This is a genomic window from Uniformispora flossi (genome assembly GCF_049534875.1).
Lineage (GTDB): Bacteria > Actinomycetota > Actinomycetes > Streptomycetales > Streptomycetaceae > Yinghuangia > Yinghuangia aomiensis.
The window spans coordinates 246,803-270,947 of sequence record NZ_JBMULZ010000002.1; the positions used below are offsets into that span (position 1 = coordinate 246,803).

Below are 24,145 nucleotides of genomic sequence, written 5' to 3' on the forward strand. Positions count from 1 at the left end.
GTCGCGTGGTCCTTCCGGGTCGGCTATTGGGCGACGAATCCGCCGTCGACGGGCAGCAGGACGCCGGTGATGTTGCGGGCCGCGTCGGAGGCGAGGAACAGCGCGGCGGCGGCGCAGTCTTCGGCGGTGATCGGGCGGCCGAGGGGATGCGCGGAGCCGACGTCGCGGCCGGCTTCTTCGCCGATGCCCTGGGAGCCGTGTGCGGCGTCGGGAACCATGAAATTGGTGGCGGGCATCGCGGCGGGGCAGACGGCGTTGACGCGGATGTCGTCCTTGGCGCATTCCACGGCGACGCCGCGGGTGAGCTGGTTGACGGCGCCCTTGGTGGCGCCGTAGACGGTGCCGCCCCAGCCGACCATGCCGGCGATCGAGCCGGTGTTCACGATGACTCCGCCGCCGCCTTGGGCGCGGAACTGCCGGATGGCGGCCTGGCAGCCGAAGATGATGCCGCGGACGTTGACGGCGAGGAGCTTGTCGATCTGTTCGGCGGTGTGGTCCTCGGTGAGCATGCCGAAGGCGGGGGTGGCGATGCCGGCGTTGTTGACGACGACGTCGAGCCGGCCGCGGCCCGCGACGGCCGCGGCGATGGCGGCGTCGACGTCGGCCTGCACGGTGACGTCGCAGCGCACGGCGGTGCCGCTGCCCGTGGTGTCGGGTTGCTCGCCGATCAGCCGGACCGTTTCCGCGGCCCAGTCCTCGCGCAGGTCGGCTGCCACGACGTGTGCGCCTTCGCGGGCGAACAGGAGCGCGGTGGCCCGTCCGACGCCCGAGCCGGCACCGGTGACGACCACGGATTTGCCGTCCAGCAGCACTTCTTCTCCCCTCGGTCCGGCGGTTGTCCGGATCAGCGCAGGTCTTCGAGCGGGCCGAGCACGAGGTGCTGGACCTCCTGGTATTCGCGCAGTCCCGCGACGCCGCGTTCGCGGCCGATGCCGGACTGCTTGATGCCGCCCATCGGCGTGTAGGCGTTGGCCGCGGGCCGGTTGACCAGCACGGTGCCGGAGCGGATGCGGCGGGCGACGGCGAGTCCGGCGCGGACGTCGGCGCTGTAGACGCCGCCCGACAGGCCGTACTCGCTGTCGTTGGCGATGGCCACGGCCTCGTCGAGGTCGCGGTACGCCTGGATGCTGACGACCGGGCCGAACGCCTCGCGCTGCGCGATGGGGTTGGCGTTGTCGTCGACGGTGAGCACGGCCGGCTCCAGGTAGTGGCCGCGCGCGAGCCCCGCGGGCCGGCTGCCCCCGGCGACCAGGCGGGCTCCCGCGTCGACGGCGTCCGCGATCAGGCCGGTGATGCGGGCGTGCTGCGCCGCGGAGACGACCGGGCCGACCGCCGTGGCGGGGTCCTGCGGGTCGCCGACCGGCATCGCGCGGGCGACCGCGGTTGCTTGGGCGACGGCGTCGTCGAAGGCCTCGGCGGGCACCAGGACGCGGCTCTGCGACGAGCAGGCCTGTCCGGCGTGCGCACCGAACACCGCGGCGACGCCCGCGCCGACGTTGCGCACCGCGTCCGGCAGATACAACTGCACAGATTTGCCGCCGAGTTCGAGGACGAGGCGTTTGACGGTGGGCGCGGCCTGCGCGGCGATCCGGCGGCCGACCGCGGTCGACCCGGTGAACGACACGCAGTCGACGCGCGGATCCGAAGTGAGCAGCTCGGCGCCCGCGGAACCGGGCTCCGGCAGGATGTTGAGCACGCCCGGCGGCAGCCCCGCGCGGTCGGCCGCGGCACCGAACGCGAGCACCGACAGCGGCGCGAGGGGGCTCGGCCGCAGGATCACCGAGCAGCCGGCGGCGAGGGCCGAGAAGACCTTCCAGACGGCGGGCTGGAGGGGGAAGTTGTAGGGGGTGATGGCCGCGACGACGCCGCACGGCTCGTACCGGCGGATGCTCATCAGCACGTCGTGGCCGGCCGGTCCGGCGATGTGCCCGTCGAGCGGGAGTTCGTTGTGCTCCCACTCCGGCAACGTGGCCAGCAGCGCCGGAAGTTGGCGGGCCTGCTGCAAGGCCATGTCGACCTGCAGGAGTCCGGCGATGCGGACCGGCGTGCCGGTTTCGCGGATCACCGTCCGGACCAGGTCGTCGCGCATGCCGTCCAGCACGTCGACCATGGCGGCGAGCACGCGCACGCGTTCGGCAAGCGGGACGGACGCCCACACGCCCGCGTCGAAGCTGCGCCGGGCGGCGGCCACCGCGGTGTCGAACTGCGCCGCGTCGGCGGTCGGGGCGTAGGCGAAATCCTCTTCGGTCGCGGGGTCTTCGACCGCGAATCCGGGGTCGCGGCCGTCCGCGAACCGGCCGTCGAGGTACAGCTGTGCGGCGTCGAGCAGGTCCGCCACGTTCGGCCTCCGGGGGGTCGTCGCGGGCGCCGGGGACGCGCGGGGCCGGTCCCGGGCGGCGGCCAAGGGGTTGGCCAGGACGAGGGCTGTGGGGAGTGGCTGTGCGGGGTGGCGCCGTACGGAGACCGCGGACGGAGGATCATCGGGGTCGAAACGATCCGACCCGACTAGCCCAACCCGAGCGGCGGCTAATAGTATATTAGCAATGCTGCTGCGATCCTAGCGGCATTCGATCGCTGGTTGTCAAGGAGCCGACATGCCATTGGTGGCGTCGCCCGCGGTGCTCCGCGCCGTGGACATCCTGGAAACGCTGGCCGCCGACCCGGCCGAGGCCATGACGGTCAGCGAGGTCGCGCGCATTCTCGACATGCCGCGCGCCAGCTGCCACACCGTGCTCCTCGCGCTGGCCGAACGCGGCTACGCGGTACGCGGCGAGGGCGACTTGCGCTACCGCCTAGGCCCCGCGTGCATCGCGGTCGGCGACGCCGCCCGCAGCATCAACTCGGCGCTCGCCGTCACCGGAAACGAAGCCGAGGCGCTCGCCCGGCAGACCGGGACGTGCGTGGGCGTATCCGTGCGCACCGGCGACGAGATCCGGGTCGTGGAAGTCTTCGACCACGGCGCCCCGTTCGCGGTACGCGGGCACGTGGGCCAAGCGATCCGCCTGGCCCCGCCGTTCGGCACGGGCCTCGTCGCGTGGGCCGACGAGGCGGGCGTGGACGCGTGGCTGGACGCCGCAGCCGTCCCCCTCGGCGAGGCGGCCCGCGCCCGCTACCGCGCCGCGCTCGCCGCCATCCGCACCCGCGGCTACAGCGTCACCGTGGCGACCCCCCGCAACCCGGAACTCGCCGACGCCCTCGCCACCCTGGCCGACACCCCGGACGCGGAGGAAGCCCGCCGGGTCCGCGACGACGTGGTCCTCGAACTCACCCACAGCGAGTACCTGCCGACCGACCTGGACGCCGACCGCCCGGTGCGCATGCTGCAGTGCTCCGCCCCGGTCTTCGACGTGCTCGGCAACGTCGTCGCCACGATCATGGTCTTCGGCCCGAACTACGACCTGACCCCGGACGAGGTCGCCCGGCTCGGCGAACTCCTCAAGGAGGCAACGGAACGAGCCACCCGCCACATCGGCGGCAAGGCACGGGCACTCGAACCCCGCTGACCCGGGCGGCCCGACCGAAACCCGCGGGCAACCGGCCGTTCGGCGCGGACGGGTGGACGGGGCTCCGGCGGTGCCCGACGATGCTTCCCGTCGGGCCATACGGCCCGATATGCGTCCGTCAGCGGGGGATCTCGCACCGTGCACCAAGCCCACTTCCGTTTTGCCGGTGCCCGCCTCCTCCTGGCCCCTTCGTGGACCCCGTGAATGCCGTCATCCCGGTCGACGCCGACGAGCGCGCCGCGGCGATGGAGCCGCGGCTGCGCGTGATCTTCCACGGCTCCGAAACGGGAGGCCGGTCGGTGTACGAGGCGGCCGCCCAGGTCCGGGCCATCGGGGTCGCGCCGGCCGCCGGCGGGGCGGCAGCCGACGAACTGCCCGCGGATTTCCGGAGCCTGGCGGCCCGCTCCGGAACGGGCGGCCGACCCGACGTGTTCTTCGACATCGCGGACTACGTCGACACCTGGCAGACCGGCGTCTACGCCAAGCTCGCCGGGTCGGTCCCCACCGCGTGGGAGCTGGGTCAGCGGTTGGGACACCTGCGGGGCATGCTCGACATGTACTTCGGTCAGGACGGCGTCGCCCTCGAAGACGAGGACGTGACCGACGCCGAAAGGATCGGCGTTTACGTGGCGGACAACCACCGACGAGGGCTCTGCACCTGGGCCCTGCCGACCGTGGTCGGCGAGTGCGCGCAGGCCCGTGCGCTGTTCCACGGCGACGATGCCCTGCGTGGCTTCTTCGCCGAGACCCACGGACACGGCTCCTGCGGGCACACTTCCTGGACGGTGTGGCTCGACCTGATCTCCCGGGTCCTGACCGACCACCTCCGCGACGAGCACGGGTCCGTCCACTATCAGCGGCGGTGAGCCGGACCCGTCGCCCGTGGACGGGCGCTCAGGAACGGGTGCCGATGTGCCCGTCCGGGCGGATCACCACCGTCGTGCCGTCCCCGGCGTCGTACGCGGCGCGGTCCGGCTGCCGGGTGCTCGCGCCGCGCGTCTTCGGCCTTGGCCTTGTGCCGTTGCGGCAGTCGGCGGAGACCCGGAGGACCCGTTCGGCGGTCGGCCGCGCTTCGTTTCGCTGCCCGAAGTGACCTGTCCGCCTACGCCGGGTGGACCGGTACGTCGATGCCGTGCGCGGCCACCGTGCGGACGCCGCCCTCGGCGAGCTTGTACGACAGGCCGACGAGGGCCGTATGCCCCGCCTCGACCCGCTCGGCGAGGACACGCGAGCGGTCCAGGAGCAGGTTCACGGTATGCCGGATGTGCTCGTCGACGATGTCGTCCGGGTCCTCGAGGCCGGCCGCGTGGGCGGCGAGGACGCTCGGGGTGACGCGTTCGACGACGTCGCGGACGTAGCCGGTGGGCGTCAGGCCGTCCTGGAGCGCCTGCGTGGTCGCCGCGACCGCGCCGCACGAGTCGTGGCCGAGGACGGCGACGAGGCGGCAGTCGAGCATGCTGATGCCGTACTCGATGCTGCCGAGCACCTCGGGGCCGAGCACGTGCCCCGCGGTGCGCACGACGAACAGGTCGCCGATGCCGCGGTCGAAGATGATCTCCGCGGCGAGGCGCGAGTCGGCGCAGCCGAAGAGCACCGCGAACGGCGTCTGGGCCGGGGCTTGCGCGGCGCGGCGGTAGGCGTCCTGGTTGGGGTGCGCGGGAGTGCCCGCCACAAACCGCTGATTGCCTTCGAGGAGCACCTCGAAAGCGTGGGCCGGGTCCGATATGGGCGCGTCGATCATGGGCGGGATCTTATGGCGCGACCGGCCCGCGAGCACATGGGGTGACCGCCATGCGGACCGCTTCCTGCTTGTCCGACCTGGAGGTTTACGCGGGTCATCGGCCCGCTGCGCTGGGCGGACGGGGCGCGGCGCCCGACGGGGTGTGCGCAAGGTCTCATGCCTGGTAGGGGGCTTGCGGGGCCCGAAGGGCGGGGCCTCCGGTGCGGCGGATCGTTCCTGCGCAAAGCGGGGTCGCGCGCACGCCCACGCCGCGTCCGGAAGACGATCAAGGAAGGCAGGCAACACGCCGAGGATCCCCCGCGCGGGGTATCCCGCTGCGCCGTTCCGGTGACCCCGTCGCGCGCCCTGTGGACCGGCGCCTCTCCGGCCTGCGGTAGTGGTGGCCGGACTTTGTCTCCTCGGCTTCGGGAGGGCCGCCGATGCCGGACCAGTCTCCGCCTCCGCCCCCGCCTTCGACTCCGCCCCCGCCGTCCCTCGCGTGGCGGTGGTTCACGGGGTTGGCATGGGCGCTCGTCCCGGCGGCGGTGACCGGGGGCCTGGTGTGGTTCGGCCGCGCCTATACCCCGGACTACGCGGCGAGCTTCTTCGGCAGCCGCTTCGCGGACGCGCAGCACCTCAAAGCCGACCTCGGCACCGCGCTGCTGGGCCTGGCCGTGCTGCAACTCCTTCTCGCGCTGGCGGTGTACGGGGTGCTGCCGGTCCCGCAAGCCGCCCGGCACCGCCTGGCGACGGGGCACCGGGTGGGCGGCCTTGCCGCGTTCCTGGTGTCGCTGCCGATTGCGGTGCACTGCATCCGGGCTTACGGGGTGGCCACGTACGACACCCGGGTCACCGTCCACTCGCTTACCGGCTGCTTCCTGTACGGCGCGTTCGCCGCCAAGGTCATCGTGGTCCGCAACCGCCGTGTCCCCGGCTGGGCGATCCCGATCGTGGGCGGCGTCCTCGTCGTGGCGATCGCCCTGCTCTGGTACACGGCGGCGCTGTGGGACTTCAACGAGCAGCAGGTGCCGGGCTTCTGACGCGGCGGGTCACGTGCCGAGGGCTTGGTCCACCTGGGCGCGGAACGCGTCCGGGGAGACGGCGTCGCCGCTGCGGTCGAGCACGGTCACCGGGCGCCCGTCGAGCAGCACGGTCGGGGTGCCGCCGATGTCCTTGGCCTCGAAGTCGGCTTCGACGGCTTTGACCCAGGGGGCGAACGTGCTGTCGTTCACGCAGGCTTCGAACGCCGGGGTGCGCAGGCCGTCGACCTTGCCGGCAAGGTCGAGGAGGCGGGAGCGCTTGCCGAACGCGTCGTCGTCCTCGTCCGGCTGGTTGGCGAACAGCACCTCGTGGTAGTCCCGGAACTTGCCGGCCTGCTGCGCGCACGCGGCGGCGTTCGCGGCCCGGCGCGAACCGTTGCCGCCGAGCCGGTCGTCGAGGAACGATGCGATGTGGTACTCGACGCGGAACCGCCCGGCGTCGGCGAGCTGCCGGATCGTCGGCCCGAGGGTCTTCTCGACGCGGTCGCAGAACGGACAGCGGAAGTCCTCGTAGACGGTCAGCACCGCGGGCGCATCGGCCTTGCCGTCGGGGATGACGGTCTGTCCGGGACCGGCCGCGCCGGGCGGCGGGGTGACCGGGCGGCCGCGCACGTCGTCGGTGCCGCCGCCGGAGCTGTTGCCGACGACGATGCCGACGGTCGCCGCGATGGCGAGGACCGCGACGACGGCCCCGCCGACGATCAGCCCGCGCCGGCGCTTCTCCGCGGCGGCTCGGCGCTGCCGTTCCGCGGCCATGCGTTCGCGCGCCGATATGCGCTGTTCGGCCTTCTTGCTCGGCTTGGTCGTGCCCAAGGTGTCCATCCCCTTGTCGTGTGCCGAAGCCGGGGCAGGTGCCGCCGACCCGAGGCGTCCGGCGGTCTGCGGACGGCCCTCCGAGGTAGTCGGATGCGCGCGGCGCGGAGTTCCGGGGACTTTCCGGGACCTGCCGTGACTGGGTGCGGCAGGCGAAGTCGTAGGCGCCCATGGGCGCGTACGAAATCGTCGACGTGGCGCTGACGCACGGCGCGGCGCTCGGCAGTCTGCTGGTCTCCTTCCTGACGTGGCGCGGCACCCGGAGTACGCAGCCGCCGATCACCATCAGCGTCGACGCACGCCCGGTCACGCTCCCCGACGGGACACCGTCGGAGGTCCAGGCCCTGCTGGCGGCGTTGGCGCCGCCGCCCGCGCAGCCGGACGGCACCGGCACCGGCACCGGCACCGGCACCGACACCGACACCGACACCGCGGCCGCATCCGACGAGGACACCGGGGCACCCGCCTGAACCAGCCCCCGAGCGCATTGTTATAGTTCCCCTAGAACAACTAGGGGTTCCCATGCAGCCTGCGCCCACCACGCCGCTTCAACCGACCGACCGTCGCCGCATCACCGTCGCCGCCGTCGCGGCGGTGGCCGGATTCGCCGTCACCGCTGCCGTCTTCGTCGCCTGGCGCGGCCGGCTCCCCGACCCGATCGCCACCCACATGGGCTCCGGCGGCGCCCCGGACGGCTACACCTCCCGGGACGCGTTCCTCCCCATCACCGCCGCGCTCCAGCTCGGCACCGGCGCCCTGCTCGCCGCCACCGTGTGGTGGACGCGCGGCACGTCCGGGGGGCAGCGCGCCACCACGGCGACCGCGACCGGGATGGCAGGGTTCCTCACCTACGTCGACGTCATGCTGCTCGCCGCGAACCACGGCGTCGAGGACGCGCACGACGTGCGGTTCGCCTTGTGGCACCTCGGGGCGGCCGCCGGATGCGCGGCCGTCACCGCCGCCCTGGGCTGGTTCGCCGCCGGGGCCTCCCCCGCCGACGACGCCACCGCCCGCACCGCACCGCCGCCCGACGCCGGGTACGTGGCCGATGCGGACGGCTCCGAACGGCTGGTCTGGACGCGCCGGGTGGCCTCCCCCACCCTGGCCAGGCTCTCGATCCTGCTCGTCGCCGCCGGTCTGGCGCTCGGGATCGCGTCGAGTTGGCCCGCCGGGCTGCTGCTCGGCGCGTCCGGCCTGCTCACCGGTGCGTTCACCGCCGTGCGGGTGACCGTGGACGCGTCGGGGTTGACCGTGGGATACGGCCGGATCGCCCGCACGCGGGTCCCCCTCGACCGGATCGCCGAGGCCGGCACCCGCAACGTCCGGGCGCTCGGCGACTTCGGCGGGTGGGGATACCGCGTGCGGCCGAACACGCACGGGGTGATCCTCCGTTCGGGTGAGGCTCTGGAACTCCGGCTCGCCGGCGGGGACACGTTCGTCGTCACCACCCCGGACGCGCGCACCGCCGCCGACGTGGTCAACACCCTGGCCGCCCGCACCCGCCCCCGGACGCCCTGAATGCTCTTCCGCATCGACCCCGCGTCGCCGCGCCCGCTCGGCGACCAGATCGCCGCGTCGGTACGCCGCGCGTTGGCGGACGGCAGCGTCCACCCGGGTGAAAAGCTGCCCCCGGCCCGCGAGCTGGCCGCCTCCCTCGCCGTCAACGTGCACACCGTGCTGCGCGGCTACCAGCAGCTCCGCGACGAAGGCCTCATCGAACTGCGCCGAGGGCGCGGCGCGGTGGTGGCCGCGTCCCTCGACCCGGAGCGCTTCCGACTGTCCGAACAGGTGTCCGAACTGGTCGAACAGGCACGCTCGCTCGGTGTGCCGGACGACGAGCTGATCGCCTTGGTGCGCACCGCGCTCGGCTGAGCGGACGCAGGGACCGGCGCCCCGCGGCGGCGCCTCAGCGCCGCCGCAGCCGCGCGTCCAGCAGGGACGGCGGGGTGTCGACCTTCTCCTCCGGCGCGAGGTCGACGCCCGGCGGCACGATCGCGTCGATGGCGTCCAGGACGTCGCCGCTCAGGACGGTGTCGGCGGCGGCGAGCTGGGTGTGCAGGTGGTCGAGGGTGCGGGGGCCGATGATGGCGGCGGTCACCGCCGGGTGCGCGGTGACGAAGCCCAAGGCGAGCTGGATCAGTGTCAGGCCGGCCTCGTCGGCGACGGCGGCGAGCTTTTCGACGGCGTCCAGCTTGGCCCGGTTGACCGGGAGGCCGGTGTCGAAGCGGTCCGGCATCAGCGCGGCGCGGCTGGTGGCGATGTCGCGGCCTTCGCGGATCGCGCCGGACAGCCAGCCCGACGCGAGCGGGCTCCAGGCCAGCACGCCCAGCCCGTACTCCTCGGCGACCGGCAGCACGTGGGCCTCGATCGCGCGCTGGAGGATGGAGTAGCCGGGCTGTTCCGCGACATACCGGCCCAGGTGGTGCTCGCGGGCGGCCCACTGGGCCTGCACGATGCGGTGGGCGGGGAAGGTCGAGGAGCCGAAGTAGCGGATCTTTCCTGCGCGTTGCAGGTCGGTGAGAGCGCCGAGGGTTTCTTCGTCGCTGGTCGCGGGGTCCCAGCGGTGGATTTGGTAGAGGTCGACGTGGTCGACGCCGAGGCGCCGGAGGCTGTTGTCCAGCGCGGTGGTCAGCCAGCGGCGCGACGCCCCGCGGTGATTGCGCTCGTCGCTCATCGGGAGCACGGCCTTCGTGGCCAGCACGATGTCGTCGCGGCGGCCGGCGATGGCCTTGCCGACCATTTCCTCCGACTCGCCGCGGCCGTACATGTCGGCGGTGTCGATGATGTTGATGCCGCTTTCCAGTGCGGCGTCGACGATCGCGGTCGCCTCCTCCTGGCCGGTGCGCCCGATGGCGCCGAAATTCATCGCGCCGAGCGCGAGGGTGCTGACCTGGACGCCGGTGCGGCCCAAGGTGCGGTACTGCATAACGGTGATCTCCCCTGTGCCGTGGGTGTGACGGGGGCGTGCGCGGACGACGGTCCGCCCGGCTCCCGATCTGCCACAATGAACAAACGGAACATCGTCCCGCTTCTATCCCGACGATACGGAACATTGTCCCGTTTATCAATCCCGCCCCCGGAAGGACCGACACGTGACCGACGGCGAGCAGCACGCCGCCCCCCGCCCCAAGCGGGCGGACGCGCGGCGCAACGCGGAAACCCTGCTCGACGCGGCGGCCGCCGTCTTCGTCGCGTCCGGCGTCGACGCGCCGGTGCGCGACATCGCCGCCGCGGCCGGCGTCGGCACGGCGACCATCTACCGGCACTTCCCGACCCGGGCGGACCTGATCGTCGCCGTGTACCGGCACCAGGTGGAGGCGTGCGCCGAAGCCGGGCCCGCACTGCTCGCCGAGGCGCCCACCGCGCACGAGGCACTGCGGCGCTGGATGGACCTGTTCGTGGACTTCCTGGTCACCAAGCACGGGCTCGCCGCGGTCCTGCAGTCCGACGATCCGGGCTTCGCACCGCTGCACGCGTACTTCCTCGACCGGCTCGTACCGGTGTGCACCGAACTGCTCGGCGCCGCGGCCGCAGCAGGCGAGATCCGGTCCGACATCACCGCGTACGAGCTGATGCGCGGCGCCGGAAACCTGTGCATCGGCGCCGAGGACAACCCCCGCTACGACGCGCGCCGCCTGGTCGGCCTGCTCGTCACGGGACTGGGCACGCCGAACTGACCCGCACACCTCACCCATTCGCCGCACCGCCCCGCCCCGCCCCGCGGGAATGTTCAGTTTCGTCGCGAATCACCGACATTCCCCGGAAAGGCGGACATCATGGTGGAAACGGCGGCCCCGCAGCAGGTTGCGGGCATGCGGCTGCGCGAACTGGCGTTCGGCGCGGTGACGGCCGCGGGCGTGCGGGCCGCGCTCCGGCTGGGCATCCCGGACGCGCTCGGCACCAACCCCGAGACCCCGGACACTCTTGCCGAGCGCACCGAAGTCGACCCGCGCGCGCTGCGCCGGCTGATGCGTGCGCTGGCATCGCACGGCATCTTCACGGAGCAGCCGGACGGACGCTTCGCACACAACGACGCGTCGCGCCTGCTGCGCTCGGACACGCCGAGCAGCATGCGTCACGTGACGCTGTGGGCGACCGAGCCGTGGACGTGGCAGGTATGGCCGAAGCTCGACGAAGCGGTGCGGGAGGGCCGCAGCGTGTTCGCGGACGTGCACGGCAAGGAGTTCTTCGACTACCTGCACGCGGACGCGCCCGAGTCCGCCGAGGTGTTCAACCAGGCGATGACGCAGTCCAGCCGGCAGGCCGCGGAGGACGTCGCGGACGTGCTGGACCTGGGCGACGCCCGCACCGTCGCGGACGTCGGCGGCGGCCAGGGCATGATGCTCGCCACGCTGCTGGAGCGGAACTCCGACCTGCGCGGCTACCTGCTCGACCTGCCCGCGGTCGTGGCCGAGTCGGACCCGCGGCTGCGGGCGGGCGGCGCGTTCGCGGACCGGGCCACGCTCGTGGCGGGCGACGTGCGCGACGACGTGCCGGTCGCCGCGGACGTCTACATCGTCAAGAACCTCCTCGAATGGGACGAGGACAGCACGCGCCGCACGCTGGCGAACATCATCTCGGCCGCCGAGCCGGGTGCCCGGGTCGTGGTCATCGAGAACCTCGTGGACGAGACCTCGTCGCCGAAGTTCACCACCGCGATGGACCTGCTCCTGCTGCTGAACGTCGGCGGCGCGAAGCACACGCGGGACAGCCTGGTCACCGCGATGGGCCGGGCGGGCCTGGTGACCGGGGAGATCACGTCGATCAACCCGTCGCTGCACATGTTCGACAGCGTCGTGCCGGACGAGTGACCTTGCCGCCGCGGCGAGGTGACCGCGCCGCTTTCCGCGATGCACCTCGCCGCGGCGCCGAACTGGCTTTTCCCGCACGGTTGTCCGAGGCGGTCGGGGCGCTTCGGACGGGCCCGTTCGCGTGACGCGGGACCGGGTTCCTTCCGCTGAACGAGCGGCACTCTTGCCCCGAATGCACCAAAACGCGGCAACTGCGGTCGCGGGCCCGTGCGGCGCGACGGACCGTGGAAGAGGCGCACCGCCGATCCCCAAGTGCTGATGACCCGTCAGCAGTCTTGCGGGCGCCGAAAGGAACGCATCATGCGTCGTGTACGCACCCTCGTTGCCGGTACCGCTCTCGGCTTCGCCGCGCTGACCATGGCCGTCCCGGCCGCCTACGCGGATGCCGGCCCGAGCGCCGCGGACAGCGGCAAGTCCTGGTCGTCGGGCGAAGAGCACAAGTCCGGTGGCATGGAGAAGGACAGCGGCGAGCAGAAGGGCCGCCCGCACGGCGGTCCGCACGCCGGCGTCGGAATCCTCGACGACGGTGCCGGTCTCGCGACCGGCGCGGTCCTGATTGCCGGTGGTCTCGGCCTGGGAGCGTACGCCCTGCGCCGCCGCACCTCCTCGGGCACGGCCGCGGCCTGACCCGAAGCAGCACCGATTCGCGTGCCGTGGCATCCGTCCCCCGGACGGGTGCCACGGCACGTTCCGTTGGAGGCCCCGCCGCGGGCCCGACAGCCGGCCCCCGCCGGCGGAAAGGCGGACTCGTGTCCGACGCACAGCCCAAGCGCACGGGGCGGACCAAAATGGTGGCGGTCGCAGCCGGGGCGGTGTTCCTCGGCGTGTGCGCGATCCAGAACGACCTGAAGAGCGAGAGCGGCCCGCCGCAGCCCGCGGCGGCGCAGGCGTCCCCGTCGGCTTCCGCTTCGCCCGCGGCCTCGGCCGCGGCGAGCGCCAAGCCCAGCGCGTCGCCGTCCCCGACCAAGCCGGCCTCCCTCGGCTCCTCGCCGCCCCTGCGGATCCGCATCGGGACGATCGGCGTGGACGCCCCCTTCGTCGGCCTCGGCCTGAACGCCAACGGCATCCTCGACGTCCCGAGCGCGACCAACCGCAATCTGGCGGGCTGGTACGAGGACGGCGTCACCCCGGGCGCCCGCGGCAACGCCATCGTCCTCGGCCACGTGGACACCAAACTCGGCCCGGCGGTGTTCTGGGGCCTCGGCAGCCTGAAGGCCGGCGACGAGGTCGCCATCGACCGCGCGGACGGCAAAACGGCCAAGTTCAGCGTCGATTCGGTCGAGTCGTTCCCGAAGAACGCGTTCCCGGACGACCGGGTGTACGGGAAGACACCGGACGCCCAACTGCGCCTGATCACATGCGGCGGCGTCTACGACAAGAAGCGGAAGGACTACCTGGACAACGTGGTGGTGTTCGCGCACTACACCGGGGCGTCCTGACCGGTTCCCCGCGCGCCCTCCCGGACGGCCGATGCCGGGAGGGCCTGCGCGGTCGGGCGAGACCGCCCTTTGACGCTACTCGCCCGGGTGCTTGCCGTAGTAACGACGGACCACCTTCGCCAGCTTCCGCTGGATCGAGCGCAGGGTCCGGATCGTCGCCTCGTCCGTGAGGCCTGTGGTCGTGGGCCAGTCGACGCCGGAACCGGCCAGGTCGCTGACGAAAACGATCTCGGCGGCCAAAAGCGTCCGCGCCCAGTCGGCCGGGGCGAGGGGAACGTCGTCGCGGAGGGCGGCTTGAAGCCTGCGGCTCCGGTCGAGCAGGTCGTTCATGTCCGCGAACCCCATGCCGACAGCGAGCTGGTCACTGCACCGGGCCGGACCGCCCCACTCGGCGAGCGACCGTCGCAGCAGCGCGATCTCGCTCGGGGCGAGAAGCGCGCTTGGCGCAACCGCGTGTTCCGGCACCGGCTCAGTCCCCTCGGACTCCGAGTGACACGACGCGGATCACGCTACCTGCCGGCCATGTCGCCGCCGGAGGCGGTCGGGGCACCGAAGCACACGACGGCGGGCGGGCCGTAAAGCCCGCCCGCCGTTCGCCAGCCCTCACTCGCGCCCGACGTTCACCGCCAACTCATCCAACACGCGTGCGAGTTCCTTCTCCTCATCACCCACCGCCCCCTCCACTCGCCAAGCCACGTACCCGTCCGGCCGTACCAGCACTGCCCCCTCCGCCGTAACCCCGTGCAGCGTGGCCCAGTCCACGTCGCCCTCGGTGGCCAAGCCGTCCGGTGCCCCGTCCGCGACCGCGCCCACCGCGAAAACCTCCACCGGCCCTCCGACCGTCTCGGCGGCCCGGCGCCATGCCTCCCCGGCCTCGCCCGCGCCGGTCAGCAGCACGAACCGCGACTCGTACAAGTCGAGCAGCGACACCCGGGCCCCGTCCGATCCGCGCACCACCCACGCGTGCGGTGCGCGGGTTCCCGGCTCCCCGTTCGGCGGACGGAACGCCTCCGGCACCACCGGGGCGTCCTCGGCGGCGCCGACCACCGCACCCGCCGGATACCGGTAGCCCAGCACGACCCCCAGCACCCCGGGCTGACGCCCCGCAGGCGGCCCACCGGCCGGCGGCCCACCCGCACCCGGGCCCGCACCCGGACCCGCAGGCGGTCCACCCGCGGGGGGTCCACCCGACCCACCCGGCACCACCCCGGCCGCCGCATACCCCGGATGGCTGTGTTCCACCGACCGCGCCGACGCCCGCGCCGCCGTGGCCACCGCCACCGGGCGCCGCTCCGCTTCGTAGCTGTCCAGCAACCGCGGAGACGCCTGCCCCCGCAACACCGCCGCCAGCTTCCAGGCCAGGTTGTGCGCGTCCTGGATGCCGGTGTTGGAGCCGAACGCGCCGGTCGGCGACATCTCGTGGGCCGAGTCGCCGGCCAGGAACACCCGGCCGTCCCGGTAGCGTTCCGCCACCCGCTCGGCGGCATGCCATGCCGCCTTTCCGGTGATCTGCACGTCGAGGTCGTGGACGCCCATCGCCGCGCGGATGTGCGTGATGCAGCGTTCGTCGGTGAACGCCTCCAGCGGTTCGCCGTCCTCCGGGTGCCACGGCGCGTGGAACACCCAGCGTTCGACGTTGTCCACCGGCAGCAGTGCCCCGTCGCCCGCCGGGTTCGTCAAGTAGCACACGATGAACCGGCGTTCGCCGACGTAGTCGGCGAGCCGCTTCGACGTGAACGTGATGCTTACGTTGTGGAACAGGTCGCCCGGCCCGGACGTCTTGATCCCGAGCCGTTCGCGCACCGGGCTGCGCGGGCCGTCGGCGGCGATCACATAATCCGCCCGAACGGTCGAGCGCGCGCCGCTCTCGCGCGCCTCGAGAACCGCCGTCACCCCGTCCTCGTCCTGCTCGAACGACACCAGTTCGGTCCCGAACCGTACGGCGCCGCCGAGGTCGGCGGCGTACCGGGCGAGCACCGGCTCCAGGTCGTTCTGGCTGCACAGGCACCACGAGCTGGGCGAGAACTTGGCGAGGCCGCCGCCCGGGTCGATGTCCTTGAACAGCCATTCCTGGTCGGGCCCGGCCATCGTCCGCGCCTGCAGGATGCCGTGGTTGTCGGCCAGCACCGCGGACGCGGCGCGGATGCCCTGCTCGATGCCCGCGGTCCGGTAAAGCTCCATGGTGCGGACGTTGTTGCCGCGTCCGCGCGGGTGATGCGACGTCGCGGCGTGGCGTTCCACCAGCAGGTGCCGGATGCCGAGTCGGCCGAGGAAAACCGACGCGGACAGACCGACCAGCGATCCCCCGACGATCAAAACGGGCACCCGTTCCTCCGCCGGCCCTCCGCCCGCGGACGGGTCGCCGGGTCGCGGCCGGGATCTCTCAGGTCGTGCCATGGGTCTCTCCACCTTCACGGAGCGCGCCGAAGCTGACGTCTGCGTGTGCCCCCAATCCCCCGGCCATTCCATCGTTTTGTCTATTTGTCACTCATATGCCCTGGAAAAGGTGCCTGTTCCGCAACTTGTGTCCACGCTCGAACTCGGGGCTCACCAACGAAGGATGGACATGGACACCACGGTCCGAAGCCAGACCGACCGACCCGTCGACCGCTCCGCACCGCGCTCGCCCGCGGCCGGCCCGAAGCCCGGCCCGGCGGCCGACGGGCTGGTCCGCGGCGACGACGGCGCCAAGCTGCGCGTGCTGCTGATGCTGGAGATCCACGAAGGCTCGCAGGAGCGATTCCTGGACGCGTACGAGAGCATCCGCGCGCAGGTCGCCGCGGTGCCCGGGCATCTGCGCGACCAGCTGTGCCAGTCGATCGAGGACCCGACGCAGTGGCTCATCACGAGCGAGTGGGCGGGCAGCGACGAGTACCTCGAATGGGTGGACAGCGCCGAGCACCAGGAAATGGTGAAGCCGCTGCACGGCTGCGTCCGCGGCACCCGGTCGCTGCGCTTCGCCGTGGCCCGGGAAACCAGCCATTCGGAGCACGAGGCCCCGGCCGGCCGGACGCAGCAGAAGCCGCAGAAGCCGAACCGGCCCGCCGGCCCGCAGAAGTCCGCCGACGGAATCACCCGTGCGGCCCTCAGCTTCGCGGTGAAGCCGGGCAGCGAATCGAAGGTCGCGGAGATCCTCGCGGCCTACGACCCGCCGGACCCGCACGTGGACGCGTCCACGACGCTGCACCGGACGTCGGTGTTCCTGCACGGCACCCAGGTCGTGCGCGCCATCGAGATCCAGGGCGACATGCGCGCCGCACTCGCGCACGTCGCCCGGCAGCCGCAGGTCCGGGCCGCCGAGGAGGCGCTCAACCCGTTCCTCGTCGAGGCCCGCGACCTGGACGACCCCGAGGCCGCACGGCAGTTCTTCATGAGCGCCGCGCTCGCCGAGGCGTTCCGCGGGGCCTCCCCCGACGCGGCGAAGGCCGGCACGATGCACCGTGCCGCCTTCCGCTACCCGGTCCGCCGGGGTGCCGCCGAGGAGGCCGCGAAGCTGTTGGCCGAGCACGACAAGGCGGCGCTCGCCGAGCCCAACGGGCTGCTGCTCGCGAGTTCGATCTACGTGCGGCAGGACATCCTGGTGCGCGTCGTGGACCTGCGCGAGCCGGTGGACGCCGACCCGGCCATCGCGCTGGGTGTGGACCGCAGCGGCCCTGCGCCGCTGGCGCGTCTGCTCGACTTCGATTTCGACGCCGGTCCGGCGGGCGACGCGGGACTCGCGCGCCTTCGGGCGGCCTGCACGATGACGCCGGTCACCGACCGGCGTGCCGCGGACGCGCGCTAGCGCATCCGGGTGCTTTGCCCGCGCCCGTTCGGTGCGCGGGTTCGTCCCCCTTCCGGCGGCGTGCCCCCGGGCACGCCGCCTCGCCCCCTTGGAGGCGGCAGCCATGACCGCACAGCCCACCCGTGCCCCCGAACACCCGATGCCGGAGCCGATCGAGTATGCGATGCCGCCGCGCGTCGTGACCCTCGACGAGGTTCCGGCGAACCGGCGCCGCGGCGGCGACCTGCGGGTCACTCTCAGCCCCACGACCGTCGGTTCGACGTGCGGGTTCATGGGGCTGGCGATCGTCGCGCCCGGCGAGACGATCACCGAGCACTACCACCCGTATTCCGAGGAGTTCGTGCACCTCGTGAGCGGGACCCTCGAGGTCGACCTCGACGGTGTGACGCACGAACTGCACGCGGAGCAGAGCCTGATGGTCCCGCGGTTCATGCGGCACCGGTTCCGCAACAGCGGCCGGGTCGAGGCGCGCATGGTGTTCCAGCTGGCGCCGCTCGCGCCGCGTCCGGAGCTGGGGCACGTGGACACCGAGGCGCCGGTGGCGCCGCACGATTCCCATCCGGACGTGGGCGGCGCGCAGTGACGCGCCGCGTCGCGGTCACCGGGGTCGGTGTGGTGGCCCCGGGCGGCATCGGCGTTCCGGCGTTCTGGGACCTGCTGACCGCGGGGCGTACCGCGACCCGCGGGATCACGTTCTTCGACGCGGCGCCGTTCCGGTCGCGGATCGCCGCGGAGTGCGATTTCGATGCGGCGGCGCACGGCCTGTCGGCCGAGCAGACCGCGCGGGCCGACCGCTACGTGCAGTTCGCGCTGGTCGCGGCCGCCGAGGCGGTCGCCGACGCGGCGCTGGACGTGGATGCCGAGGACCCGTGGCGCATGGGCGTCTCGCTGGGCACCGCGGTCGGCGGCACCACCCGGCTGGAGCACGACTATGTGGCGGTGAGCGGACGCGGTGCCCGCTGGGGTGTCGATCCGGAGGCCGCCGAGCCGTTCCTGCACCGGGCGTTCTCGCCGGCCGCGCTGGCCTCCGAGGTCGCCGAGGAATTCGGCGCGCGGGGTCCGGTGCAGACGGTGTCGACGGGCTGCACGTCGGGTCTGGACGCGATCGGCTATGCGGCGCATGCGGTGGCCGACGGCCGGGCGGACGTCTACATCGCGGGCGCGTCGGATTCGCCGATCTCGCCGATCACCGTGGCGTGTTTCGACGCGATCAAGGCGACGTCCACGCGGAACGACGACCCGGCGCACGCGTCGCGGCCGTTCGACGCGGGGCGCGACGGGTTCGTGCTCGGCGAGGGCTGCGCGGTGCTGGTGCTGGAGGAGTTGGGCCGGGCGCGGGCGCGCGGGGCGCGGATCTACTGCGAGATCGGCGGGTTCGCGACGCGCGGAAACGCGTACCACATGACGGGTCTGACCCGGGAGGGCCTGGAGATGGCCGAGGCGATCCGCCTGGCTCTCGACGAGGCCCAGGTCGAGCCGACCGATGTGGACTACGTGAACGCGCACGGTTCGGGCACCAAGCAGAACGACCGGCACGAGACGGCCGCGGTGAAGCTGGCGCTCGGCGAGCACGCCCGGACGATCCCGATGAGTTCGATCAAGTCGATGGTCGGGCATTCGCTCGGCGCGATCGGGGCGATCGAAGTCGCGGCGTGCGCGCTGGCGATGGCGCACGGTGTGGTGCCGCCGACGGCGAACTACGAGACGCCCGACCCGGAATGCGACCTCGACTACGTGGGGCGCATGTCCCGCGAAGCCGAGTTGGACACCGTTCTGTCGGTCGGCAGCGGCTTCGGCGGCTTCCAGTCCGCGGTGGTGATGGTGCGCCGCGACGACGAGGTGCCGGGCGGTGCGGCCGACAGGCGCCGGCGGAGCGAGGTGGCGTCATGAGCGTCGCACCTGTGGCGATCACCGGGGTCGGCGTGGTCGCGCCGAACGGTCATTCGACGGACGTGTACTGGAAGGCGACCCGGGAGGGCACGCTGCACCTGGAGCGGATCTCCCGCGAGGGGTGCGCCGACATGCCGCTCGCGGTGGCGGGCCTGGTGCGGGACTTCGATCCGGGCCTCACGGTCGAGGAGAAGTTCCTCGTGCAGACCGACCGGTTCACGCACTTCGCGCTGGCCGCCGCGGACCAGGCGCTGTCCGATGCGGCGCTGCCGGACCTGCCGGAGTTCGCGGTGGGTGTGGCGACCGCGAGCGGCTCGGGCGGCGGCGAGTTCGGGCAGCGGGAGCTGCAGAACTTGTGGGGGCGGGGACCCGGGTTCGTCGGCCCGTACCAGTCGATCGCGTGGTTCTATGCCGCGAGCACCGGCCAGGTGTCGATCCGCGGCGGGTTCAAGGGCCCGTGCGCGGTGCTCGCGGACGACGAGGCGGGCGGGCTGGACGCGATCGCGCACGGCGCCCGGTCGATCCGGCGCGGGGCCACGGCGATGGTGGTGGGGGCGGCGGAAGCGCCGATCGCGCCGTACTCGATGGTGTGCCAGCTGGGATACCGCGAGCTGAGTCTGGCGGCCGATCCGGCGCGTGCGTACCTGCCGTTCGACTCCGAGGCGTGCGGGTTCGCGCCGGCGGAGGGCGGCGCGATGCTCGTGCTGGAGAACGCCGAGGCGGCGCGGGCGCGCGGCGCCACCGTGCGCGGCCTGGTGGCCGGGCACGGGCAGACGTTCACCGGCACGCGGAGCTGGGCGGAGTCCCGGCACGGGCTGGCGGCGGCGATCCGCATCGCGTTGTCGGAGGCGGGCGCGGCGCCCGAGGAGGTCGACGTGGTGTTCGCCGACGCGCTGGCGGTGCCGGAGGCCGACCACGCCGAAGTGCTGGCGATCGCCGACGCCTTGGGCCCGCATGCCGGCGCGGTGCCGGTGACCGCGCCGAAGTCCGGGATCGGCCGCGCCTATTGCGGCGGTCCGGTGCTGGACGTCGCGTCCGCGGTGCTGGCCATGGAACACGGGGTGGTGCCGCCGACGCCGGGCGTGTTCGCGGCGTCGCACGACATCGACCTCGTCACCGGCGGGGCGCGGCGTGCCGAGCCGCGTACCGCACTCGTCCTGAGCCGCGGCCTCATGGGCTGCAATTCCGCGCTGGTGATCCGGCGCGGCGAGGACCGCGGCTGATCCGGCGACCGCCGGACAACCGGGAGTCCTTCCGCCACTTCAGAAAGGAAACGCCGTGAACGGCCCCTTCACCTACAGCGAGCTGGCCGACCTGATGAAGGCGTCCGCGGGCATCTCCGCGGACCCGATGGAGATGGAAATCCGCCCCGAGGCGGAGTTCGGCGAGTTCGGCCTGGACTCGCTCGGCCTCATCGCCGTCGTCTCCGAGCTGGAGCAGCGCTACGGCCTGCCGCTCGGTCAGGACGCCGAGGCCTGCAAGTCCCCGGCGCAGCTCGTCGAGTTCGTCAATGCGCAGATCACGTCTGGAGTCTGATCCGATGGCCGGTCACACCGAGAACGACATCATCATCAACGCCCCGTTCGACCTCGTCTGGGACATCACCAACGACGTCGACAACTGGACCGACCTGTTCACCGAGTACGCGAAGGTCGAGGTGCTGGAGCGGGAAGGCGCGAAGGTCACCTTCCGGCTGACGATGCACCCGGACAGCGACGGCAAGGTCTGGAGCTGGATCTCCGAGCGGGAGCCCGACCGGGCGATGCGCACCGTGTGGGCGCAGCGCGTGGAGACCGGGCCGTTCGCGTTCATGCACATCCGGTGGGAGTACCACGAGGAGCCGGACGGGATCCGGATGCACTGGGTGCAGGACTTCGCGATGAAGCCCGAGGCCCCGGTGGACGACGCGTGGATGACGGACAACATCAACCGCAATTCGCGGGTCCAGATGGAGATCATCCGGGACAAGATCCAGCAGCGCGCGAAGGACCTGGGCCTGGCGGCCCCGGCGTCGGCGGTCTGATCCGCGGCCCGGTTCCGGCCGTCCGCGCTGCGCGGGCGGCCGGAACCGCCGCCTCCCCGGCCCTCCCTCTTTCGCACCGCAGATTCTCCGCAGGTTTTCCGCAGGTTTTCCGCAGATGTGGCTGCTCCGGCGGTGCGCCGCCGGTCTCTCGAAGGATTCGTTGTGAACGCACCCGTGTACCGCAGTCTGATCGTCGCCCGCATGCGTCCCGATTCGGCGGACGACATCGCGGACATCTTCGCCGCGTCCGACCGCGGCGAGCTGCCGCACCTGGTCGGGGTGACCGGGCGGAGCCTGTTCCGGTTCGGCGACGGCCTGTACTTCCACCTGATCGAGGCGGACCGGCCGCCGGGGCCCGCGGTCGCCGAGGTGGCCGGGCATCCGGAGTTCCGGGCGGTCAGCGACCGGCTGTCGGCGCATGTGAGCGCGTACGACCCGGCGACGTGGCGGAGCCCGAAGGACGCGATGGCGGACGAGTTCTACCGATGGGAGCGATCTCCCCGCGGCTGACGGGCCGCGCCGTGGCACGTTCCGAACGCCGGAGGACAGGATGGCCGACGACACGATCGCCGAGAACGACAACGGGCCCGTACCGGACGGTGCGGCGCCCGCCGAGTGGGTGCAGTGCGGGCATTGCGCCCGGCTGGTGTACGGGAAGCGTTTCGCCCGCGCGCTGCAGGTGTGCCCGGAGTGCGGCGGCCATGCCCGGCTGACCGCGCGGGAGCGGCTGGCGCAGCTGGCGGACCCCGGTTCGGAGGCGCCGCTGGAGGCGGAGGCCGCGGAGCCGGACCCGCTCGGGTTCGTCGACGAGCGGCCGTACCGCGGCCGGCTGGCCGAGGCGCGCGAGCGGACCGGGATGGCGGACGCGGCGCTCGCGGTGCGGGCGCGCGTGCACGGGCATCCGGTGGTGCTGGCGGTGATGGACTTCCGCTTCCTGGGCGGGAGCCTGGGCTGCGCGGTGGGGGCGCTCGTGGAGCGGGCCGCGCAGGAGAGCCTGCGGGAGGGGGTGCCGCTGGTGGTGGTGACCGCGTCGGGCGGGGCCCGCATGCAGGAGGGCGCGCTGTCGCTGATGCAGATGGCGAAGACCGCGCAGGCGCTGGCCGAGCTGGACGAGGCGGGCGTGCTGACGGTGTCGGTGGTCACGGATCCGACGTACGGGGGTGTCGCGGCGTCGTTCGCGACGCTGGCCGACGTGATCCTGATCGAGCCGGGCGCGCGGATGGGCTTCGCCGGGCCGCGCGTGATCGAGCAGACGACCGGGGAGCGGCTGCCGGACGGGTTCCAGACCGCGGAATTCCTGCTCGCGCACGGCATGGTCGACGCGATCGTGCCGCGCGCCGAACTCCGCGACATGCTGGGCCATCTGCTGCGGGTCGGTTTGACCGCGCGGAACGGCGTGGAGCCGCTTCCGGCGGAGACCGAGGATCCGTGTGCGGTGTACGGCGCCGTGGCGACCCCGGGCGACGGGGCCGCGGCACCGGCGTCGGGCGTGTGGGACACCGTGCGTATGGCGCGCAATCCCGGGCGGCCGACGACGCTCGACTATGCGGGCCGCATGCTGGACAACTTCCGCGAGCTGCACGGCGACCGGATCGGCGCGGACTGCCCGGCCCTGGTAGGCGGCGTCGGGTTCCTGCACGGCCGCCCGGTCATGCTGATGGGCCACCAGAAGGGCGGCGCCGATCCCGCGGAACGCGCGCGGCGGCTGCACGGCATGGCGACTCCGTCCGGGTTCCGCAAGTCCGCGCGGTTGATGCGGCTCGCGGCCAAGCTCGGGCTGCCGGTGGTCACCCTCGTCGACACGCCGGGCGCCAACCCGGGGTCGGATGCGGAACGCGGCGGCCAGGCGGTCGCGATCGCGGAGAACCTGAAGCTGATGTCCGGGCTGCGCGTGCCGATCGTCGCGGTGGTGACGGGCGAAGGCGGCAGCGGCGGGGCGCTCGCGCTGGCCGTCGCGGACCGGGTGCTGATCAGCGAACGCGGCGTGTACTCGGTGATCAGTCCGGAAGGCTGCGCGGCGATCCTGTGGAAGGACCCGTCGGCCGCGCCGACGGCCGCCGCGGCGCTGCGCATCGGTGCCGCGGAGCTGCGCGAACTGGGCGTGGTCGACGACATCGTGCCCGAGCCGCCGGGCGGCGCGCACACCGATCCGGGCGCTGCGGCAGCGCTGCTGGCGGAGGCGCTGCGGCCGACGCTGGCCGGGCTCGCGGAGCGGTCCGGGGAGCAGTTGGTGCGTGAGCGGCGGCGCCGGTTCGCGCGGTTCGGTGCGGCGTGGACCGAGGCGGGCCCGAGCCCGTGGCGCGACCTGCGCGCCAAGCGGGACCGGGGCCGCCATTCGCAGCCCGCTGCGCACACGTTGGTGCGGGCCCACGAAGGAGCGACGACATGAGCGCGAACAACGGCACGAGCGAGGCGCATGCCGGGGTGGGGCAATCCGCCGCGGGGCAGGCGGCGGGCGCACACCCGCCGAGTGCCGCGCACCCGTCGGGGCACGGGTCGGGGCACGCGTCGGGGCATGCCGCCGGGCACACTCCCGGGCATGCCGCCGCGCACGGGCATCCGCCGGGCCATGCGCCGGGGCAGGGCCCGAGCGGGCATCCGGGCAAGCGGACGCTGCACCACTCCCCCGGCGCGGTCGCCGCGTCGGAGCCCGCCGTCGCGCATCCGGCCGAGCCGGGCGAGGCGCGGATGCCGGTGCGGTTCCGGCTGGCGGCCGGGGACACCGTCATCGAGATCGAGTGGTCGGCCGCGCCCGCCCCCGCGGCGGCTCCGGCCGCGGCAGCGGCGGCCCCGGTGGAGGTCGCCCGGGCGGCGGAGGCCGCGCCGGTGCGGGAAGCCGCCGGTGCGGTGGAATCCGTGTCCGATGGGCTGCAGTTCGTGCGGGCGCCGATGGTCGGCACGTTCTACCACGCGGCCGATCCGGGCGCGCAGCCATTCGTGCGGGTCGGCGACGAGGTCCGGCCGGGGCAGACGATCGGGATCCTCGAAGTGATGAAGATGATGAACCCGATCACCGCGGACGTCGCCGGGCGGGTCGTGGAGTTCGCGGCCAAGGACGGGCAGTCGGTGGAGTTCGAGCAGCCGCTGGTCGCCGTGCTGCCCGGCGCGGACGGGGGCTGATC

26 protein-coding genes are annotated in these 24,145 nt (G+C 73.1%); 19 read left to right on the top strand and 7 right to left on the bottom strand.

Going from position 1 to position 24,145, the window contains the following annotated elements; translation table 11 throughout:
* Window positions 1-23: 23 nt before the first annotated feature.
* Window positions 24-812: an SDR family NAD(P)-dependent oxidoreductase gene (locus ACPA54_RS05390; protein ID WP_423527299.1), complete on the bottom strand. Its 789-nt coding sequence runs from the start codon at window positions 810-812 to the stop codon at window positions 24-26.
* 32 nt (window positions 813-844) lie between these two features.
* On the bottom strand, window positions 845-2,338 hold the full coding sequence (locus ACPA54_RS05395) for an aldehyde dehydrogenase family protein (RefSeq protein WP_423527301.1): 1,494 nt from the start codon (window positions 2,336-2,338) through the stop codon (window positions 845-847).
* A 256-nt stretch (window positions 2,339-2,594) separates the two neighbouring features.
* Here ACPA54_RS05395 and ACPA54_RS05400 point away from each other — a divergent pair, with 256 nt between their 5' ends.
* Both ACPA54_RS05400 and ACPA54_RS05405 read left to right on the top strand, forming a co-directional pair.
* Window positions 2,595-3,503, top strand: coding sequence for an IclR family transcriptional regulator (locus tag ACPA54_RS05400; RefSeq protein ID WP_423527303.1), 909 nt, complete (start codon window positions 2,595-2,597; stop codon window positions 3,501-3,503).
* Window positions 3,504-3,703: 200 nt separating this feature from the next.
* Entirely contained in the window at window positions 3,704-4,369 is a 666-nt protein-coding gene (locus tag ACPA54_RS05405) for a hypothetical protein (protein ID WP_423527305.1), read from the top strand.
* 236 nt (window positions 4,370-4,605) lie between these two features.
* Here the strand turns inward: ACPA54_RS05405 and ACPA54_RS05410 are convergent, their stop codons facing one another.
* On the bottom strand, window positions 4,606-5,244 hold the full coding sequence (locus tag ACPA54_RS05410) for a carbonic anhydrase (RefSeq protein WP_423527307.1): 639 nt from the start codon (window positions 5,242-5,244) through the stop codon (window positions 4,606-4,608).
* A 419-nt stretch (window positions 5,245-5,663) separates the two neighbouring features.
* On the opposite strand from ACPA54_RS05410, the gene ACPA54_RS05415 reads away from it, so the two are divergent.
* Complete coding sequence (locus tag ACPA54_RS05415; RefSeq protein ID WP_423527309.1) at window positions 5,664-6,263, top strand: DUF6529 family protein; 600 nt, start codon at window positions 5,664-5,666, stop codon at window positions 6,261-6,263.
* A 9-nt stretch (window positions 6,264-6,272) separates the two neighbouring features.
* Here ACPA54_RS05415 and ACPA54_RS05420 read toward each other — a convergent pair whose 3' ends face one another.
* On the bottom strand, window positions 6,273-7,085 hold the full coding sequence (locus tag ACPA54_RS05420) for a DsbA family protein (protein ID WP_423527311.1): 813 nt from the start codon (window positions 7,083-7,085) through the stop codon (window positions 6,273-6,275).
* 161 nt (window positions 7,086-7,246) lie between these two features.
* Between ACPA54_RS05420 and ACPA54_RS05425 the strand changes: the two genes are divergently transcribed.
* From ACPA54_RS05425 to ACPA54_RS05435, 3 genes are read left to right on the top strand one after another with little or no spacing between them, the layout of a single operon-like run.
* Window positions 7,247-7,546, top strand: a complete 300-nt coding sequence (locus tag ACPA54_RS05425; protein WP_423527313.1) for an effector-associated constant component EACC1 — start codon at window positions 7,247-7,249, stop codon at window positions 7,544-7,546.
* Window positions 7,547-7,598: 52 nt separating this feature from the next.
* Window positions 7,599-8,594 (top strand): DUF1648 domain-containing protein, encoded by a 996-nt coding sequence (locus tag ACPA54_RS05430; protein ID WP_423527315.1) that lies wholly within the window; start codon window positions 7,599-7,601, stop codon window positions 8,592-8,594.
* The gene (locus ACPA54_RS05435) at window positions 8,595-8,948 is read left to right on the top strand and encodes a GntR family transcriptional regulator (RefSeq protein WP_423527317.1); all 354 of its coding nucleotides are present in this window, start codon (window positions 8,595-8,597) and stop codon (window positions 8,946-8,948) included.
* Between the two features lie 34 nt (window positions 8,949-8,982).
* Here the strand turns inward: ACPA54_RS05435 and ACPA54_RS05440 are convergent, their stop codons facing one another.
* On the bottom strand, window positions 8,983-10,002 hold the full coding sequence (locus ACPA54_RS05440; protein WP_423527319.1) for an aldo/keto reductase: 1,020 nt from the start codon (window positions 10,000-10,002) through the stop codon (window positions 8,983-8,985).
* Window positions 10,003-10,168: 166 nt separating this feature from the next.
* Here ACPA54_RS05440 and ACPA54_RS05445 point away from each other — a divergent pair, with 166 nt between their 5' ends.
* The 4 genes from ACPA54_RS05445 (at window position 10,169) to ACPA54_RS05460 (ending at window position 13,326) form a co-directional block, all read left to right on the top strand.
* A complete protein-coding gene (locus tag ACPA54_RS05445) occupies window positions 10,169-10,753 on the top strand; it encodes a TetR/AcrR family transcriptional regulator (protein WP_423527321.1) in 585 nt (194 codons plus the stop codon).
* Window positions 10,754-10,852: 99 nt separating this feature from the next.
* Window positions 10,853-11,887 carry a methyltransferase gene (locus ACPA54_RS05450; RefSeq protein WP_423527323.1) on the top strand — a complete coding sequence of 345 codons (1,035 nt, stop codon included), beginning with the start codon at window positions 10,853-10,855 and terminating at the stop codon, window positions 11,885-11,887.
* 300 nt (window positions 11,888-12,187) lie between these two features.
* Window positions 12,188-12,514: a hypothetical protein gene (locus tag ACPA54_RS05455; RefSeq protein WP_423527325.1), complete on the top strand. Its 327-nt coding sequence runs from the start codon at window positions 12,188-12,190 to the stop codon at window positions 12,512-12,514.
* 122 nt (window positions 12,515-12,636) lie between these two features.
* Entirely contained in the window at window positions 12,637-13,326 is a 690-nt protein-coding gene (locus ACPA54_RS05460; RefSeq protein WP_423527327.1) for a class F sortase, read from the top strand.
* Window positions 13,327-13,401: 75 nt separating this feature from the next.
* Here the strand turns inward: ACPA54_RS05460 and ACPA54_RS05465 are convergent, their stop codons facing one another.
* Together ACPA54_RS05465 and ACPA54_RS05470 are read right to left on the bottom strand one after the other, a co-directional pair.
* A complete protein-coding gene (locus ACPA54_RS05465) occupies window positions 13,402-13,791 on the bottom strand; it encodes a hypothetical protein (protein WP_423527329.1) in 390 nt (129 codons plus the stop codon).
* Between the two features lie 138 nt (window positions 13,792-13,929).
* Entirely contained in the window at window positions 13,930-15,723 is a 1,794-nt protein-coding gene (locus ACPA54_RS05470) for an FAD-dependent oxidoreductase (RefSeq protein ID WP_423527331.1), read from the bottom strand.
* 169 nt (window positions 15,724-15,892) lie between these two features.
* Here ACPA54_RS05470 and ACPA54_RS05475 point away from each other — a divergent pair, with 169 nt between their 5' ends.
* The 9 genes from ACPA54_RS05475 to ACPA54_RS05515 all read left to right on the top strand — a co-directional run bounded on the left by ACPA54_RS05475 (window position 15,893) and on the right by ACPA54_RS05515 (window position 24,143).
* Window positions 15,893-17,110, top strand: a complete 1,218-nt coding sequence (locus ACPA54_RS05475) for a SchA/CurD-like domain-containing protein (RefSeq protein WP_423527333.1) — start codon at window positions 15,893-15,895, stop codon at window positions 17,108-17,110.
* A 163-nt stretch (window positions 17,111-17,273) separates the two neighbouring features.
* On the top strand, window positions 17,274-17,693 hold the full coding sequence (locus ACPA54_RS05480; protein WP_345676767.1) for a cupin domain-containing protein: 420 nt from the start codon (window positions 17,274-17,276) through the stop codon (window positions 17,691-17,693).
* Complete coding sequence (locus ACPA54_RS05485) at window positions 17,690-19,000, top strand: beta-ketoacyl-[acyl-carrier-protein] synthase family protein (protein ID WP_423527335.1); 1,311 nt, start codon at window positions 17,690-17,692, stop codon at window positions 18,998-19,000. The genes ACPA54_RS05480 and ACPA54_RS05485 overlap by 4 nt, the downstream gene beginning before the upstream one ends.
* Window positions 18,997-20,223, top strand: coding sequence for a beta-ketoacyl synthase N-terminal-like domain-containing protein (locus ACPA54_RS05490; protein ID WP_423527337.1), 1,227 nt, complete (start codon window positions 18,997-18,999; stop codon window positions 20,221-20,223). The genes ACPA54_RS05485 and ACPA54_RS05490 overlap by 4 nt, the downstream gene beginning before the upstream one ends.
* 55 nt (window positions 20,224-20,278) lie before the next feature.
* A complete protein-coding gene (locus ACPA54_RS05495) occupies window positions 20,279-20,536 on the top strand; it encodes an acyl carrier protein (RefSeq protein ID WP_345676564.1) in 258 nt (85 codons plus the stop codon).
* 4 nt (window positions 20,537-20,540) lie between these two features.
* The gene (locus ACPA54_RS05500; RefSeq protein WP_423527340.1) at window positions 20,541-21,023 is read left to right on the top strand and encodes an SRPBCC family protein; all 483 of its coding nucleotides are present in this window, start codon (window positions 20,541-20,543) and stop codon (window positions 21,021-21,023) included.
* 174 nt (window positions 21,024-21,197) lie between these two features.
* The gene (locus ACPA54_RS05505; RefSeq protein WP_423527829.1) at window positions 21,198-21,533 is read left to right on the top strand and encodes a TcmI family type II polyketide cyclase; all 336 of its coding nucleotides are present in this window, start codon (window positions 21,198-21,200) and stop codon (window positions 21,531-21,533) included.
* 40 nt (window positions 21,534-21,573) lie between these two features.
* Complete coding sequence (gene accD / locus ACPA54_RS05510; RefSeq protein WP_423527342.1) at window positions 21,574-23,412, top strand: acetyl-CoA carboxylase, carboxyltransferase subunit beta; 1,839 nt, start codon at window positions 21,574-21,576, stop codon at window positions 23,410-23,412.
* Window positions 23,409-24,143, top strand: coding sequence for an acetyl-CoA carboxylase biotin carboxyl carrier protein (locus tag ACPA54_RS05515; RefSeq protein ID WP_423527344.1), 735 nt, complete (start codon window positions 23,409-23,411; stop codon window positions 24,141-24,143). The genes accD and ACPA54_RS05515 overlap by 4 nt, the downstream gene beginning before the upstream one ends.
* The last annotated feature ends 2 nt before the right edge of the window (window positions 24,144-24,145 follow it).

What these genes read in the sequence shown, in the direction of transcription:
- ACPA54_RS05450 (WP_423527323.1), top strand. Translation starts at nt 10,853, where the DNA reads ATGGTGGAAACGGCGGCCCCGCAGCAGGTTGCGGGCATGCGGCTGCGC.
- ACPA54_RS05475 (WP_423527333.1), top strand. Translation starts at nt 15,893, where the DNA reads ATGGACACCACGGTCCGAAGCCAGACCGACCGACCCGTCGACCGCTCC.
- accD (WP_423527342.1), top strand. Translation starts at nt 21,574, where the DNA reads ATGGCCGACGACACGATCGCCGAGAACGACAACGGGCCCGTACCGGAC.
- ACPA54_RS05515 (WP_423527344.1), top strand. Translation starts at nt 23,409, where the DNA reads ATGAGCGCGAACAACGGCACGAGCGAGGCGCATGCCGGGGTGGGGCAA.
- ACPA54_RS05415 (WP_423527309.1), top strand. Translation starts at nt 5,664, where the DNA reads ATGCCGGACCAGTCTCCGCCTCCGCCCCCGCCTTCGACTCCGCCCCCG.
- ACPA54_RS05430 (WP_423527315.1), top strand. Translation starts at nt 7,599, where the DNA reads ATGCAGCCTGCGCCCACCACGCCGCTTCAACCGACCGACCGTCGCCGC.
- ACPA54_RS05455 (WP_423527325.1), top strand. Translation starts at nt 12,188, where the DNA reads ATGCGTCGTGTACGCACCCTCGTTGCCGGTACCGCTCTCGGCTTCGCC.
- ACPA54_RS05400 (WP_423527303.1), top strand. Translation starts at nt 2,595, where the DNA reads ATGCCATTGGTGGCGTCGCCCGCGGTGCTCCGCGCCGTGGACATCCTG.
- ACPA54_RS05470 (WP_423527331.1), bottom strand. Translation starts at nt 15,723, where the DNA reads ATGGCACGACCTGAGAGATCCCGGCCGCGACCCGGCGACCCGTCCGCG.
- ACPA54_RS05500 (WP_423527340.1), top strand. Translation starts at nt 20,541, where the DNA reads ATGGCCGGTCACACCGAGAACGACATCATCATCAACGCCCCGTTCGAC.
- ACPA54_RS05435 (WP_423527317.1), top strand. Translation starts at nt 8,595, where the DNA reads ATGCTCTTCCGCATCGACCCCGCGTCGCCGCGCCCGCTCGGCGACCAG.
- ACPA54_RS05490 (WP_423527337.1), top strand. Translation starts at nt 18,997, where the DNA reads ATGAGCGTCGCACCTGTGGCGATCACCGGGGTCGGCGTGGTCGCGCCG.
- ACPA54_RS05425 (WP_423527313.1), top strand. Translation starts at nt 7,247, where the DNA reads ATGGGCGCGTACGAAATCGTCGACGTGGCGCTGACGCACGGCGCGGCG.
- ACPA54_RS05440 (WP_423527319.1), bottom strand. Translation starts at nt 10,002, where the DNA reads ATGCAGTACCGCACCTTGGGCCGCACCGGCGTCCAGGTCAGCACCCTC.
- ACPA54_RS05480 (WP_345676767.1), top strand. Translation starts at nt 17,274, where the DNA reads ATGCCGCCGCGCGTCGTGACCCTCGACGAGGTTCCGGCGAACCGGCGC.
- ACPA54_RS05420 (WP_423527311.1), bottom strand. Translation starts at nt 7,085, where the DNA reads ATGGACACCTTGGGCACGACCAAGCCGAGCAAGAAGGCCGAACAGCGC.
- ACPA54_RS05410 (WP_423527307.1), bottom strand. Translation starts at nt 5,244, where the DNA reads ATGATCGACGCGCCCATATCGGACCCGGCCCACGCTTTCGAGGTGCTC.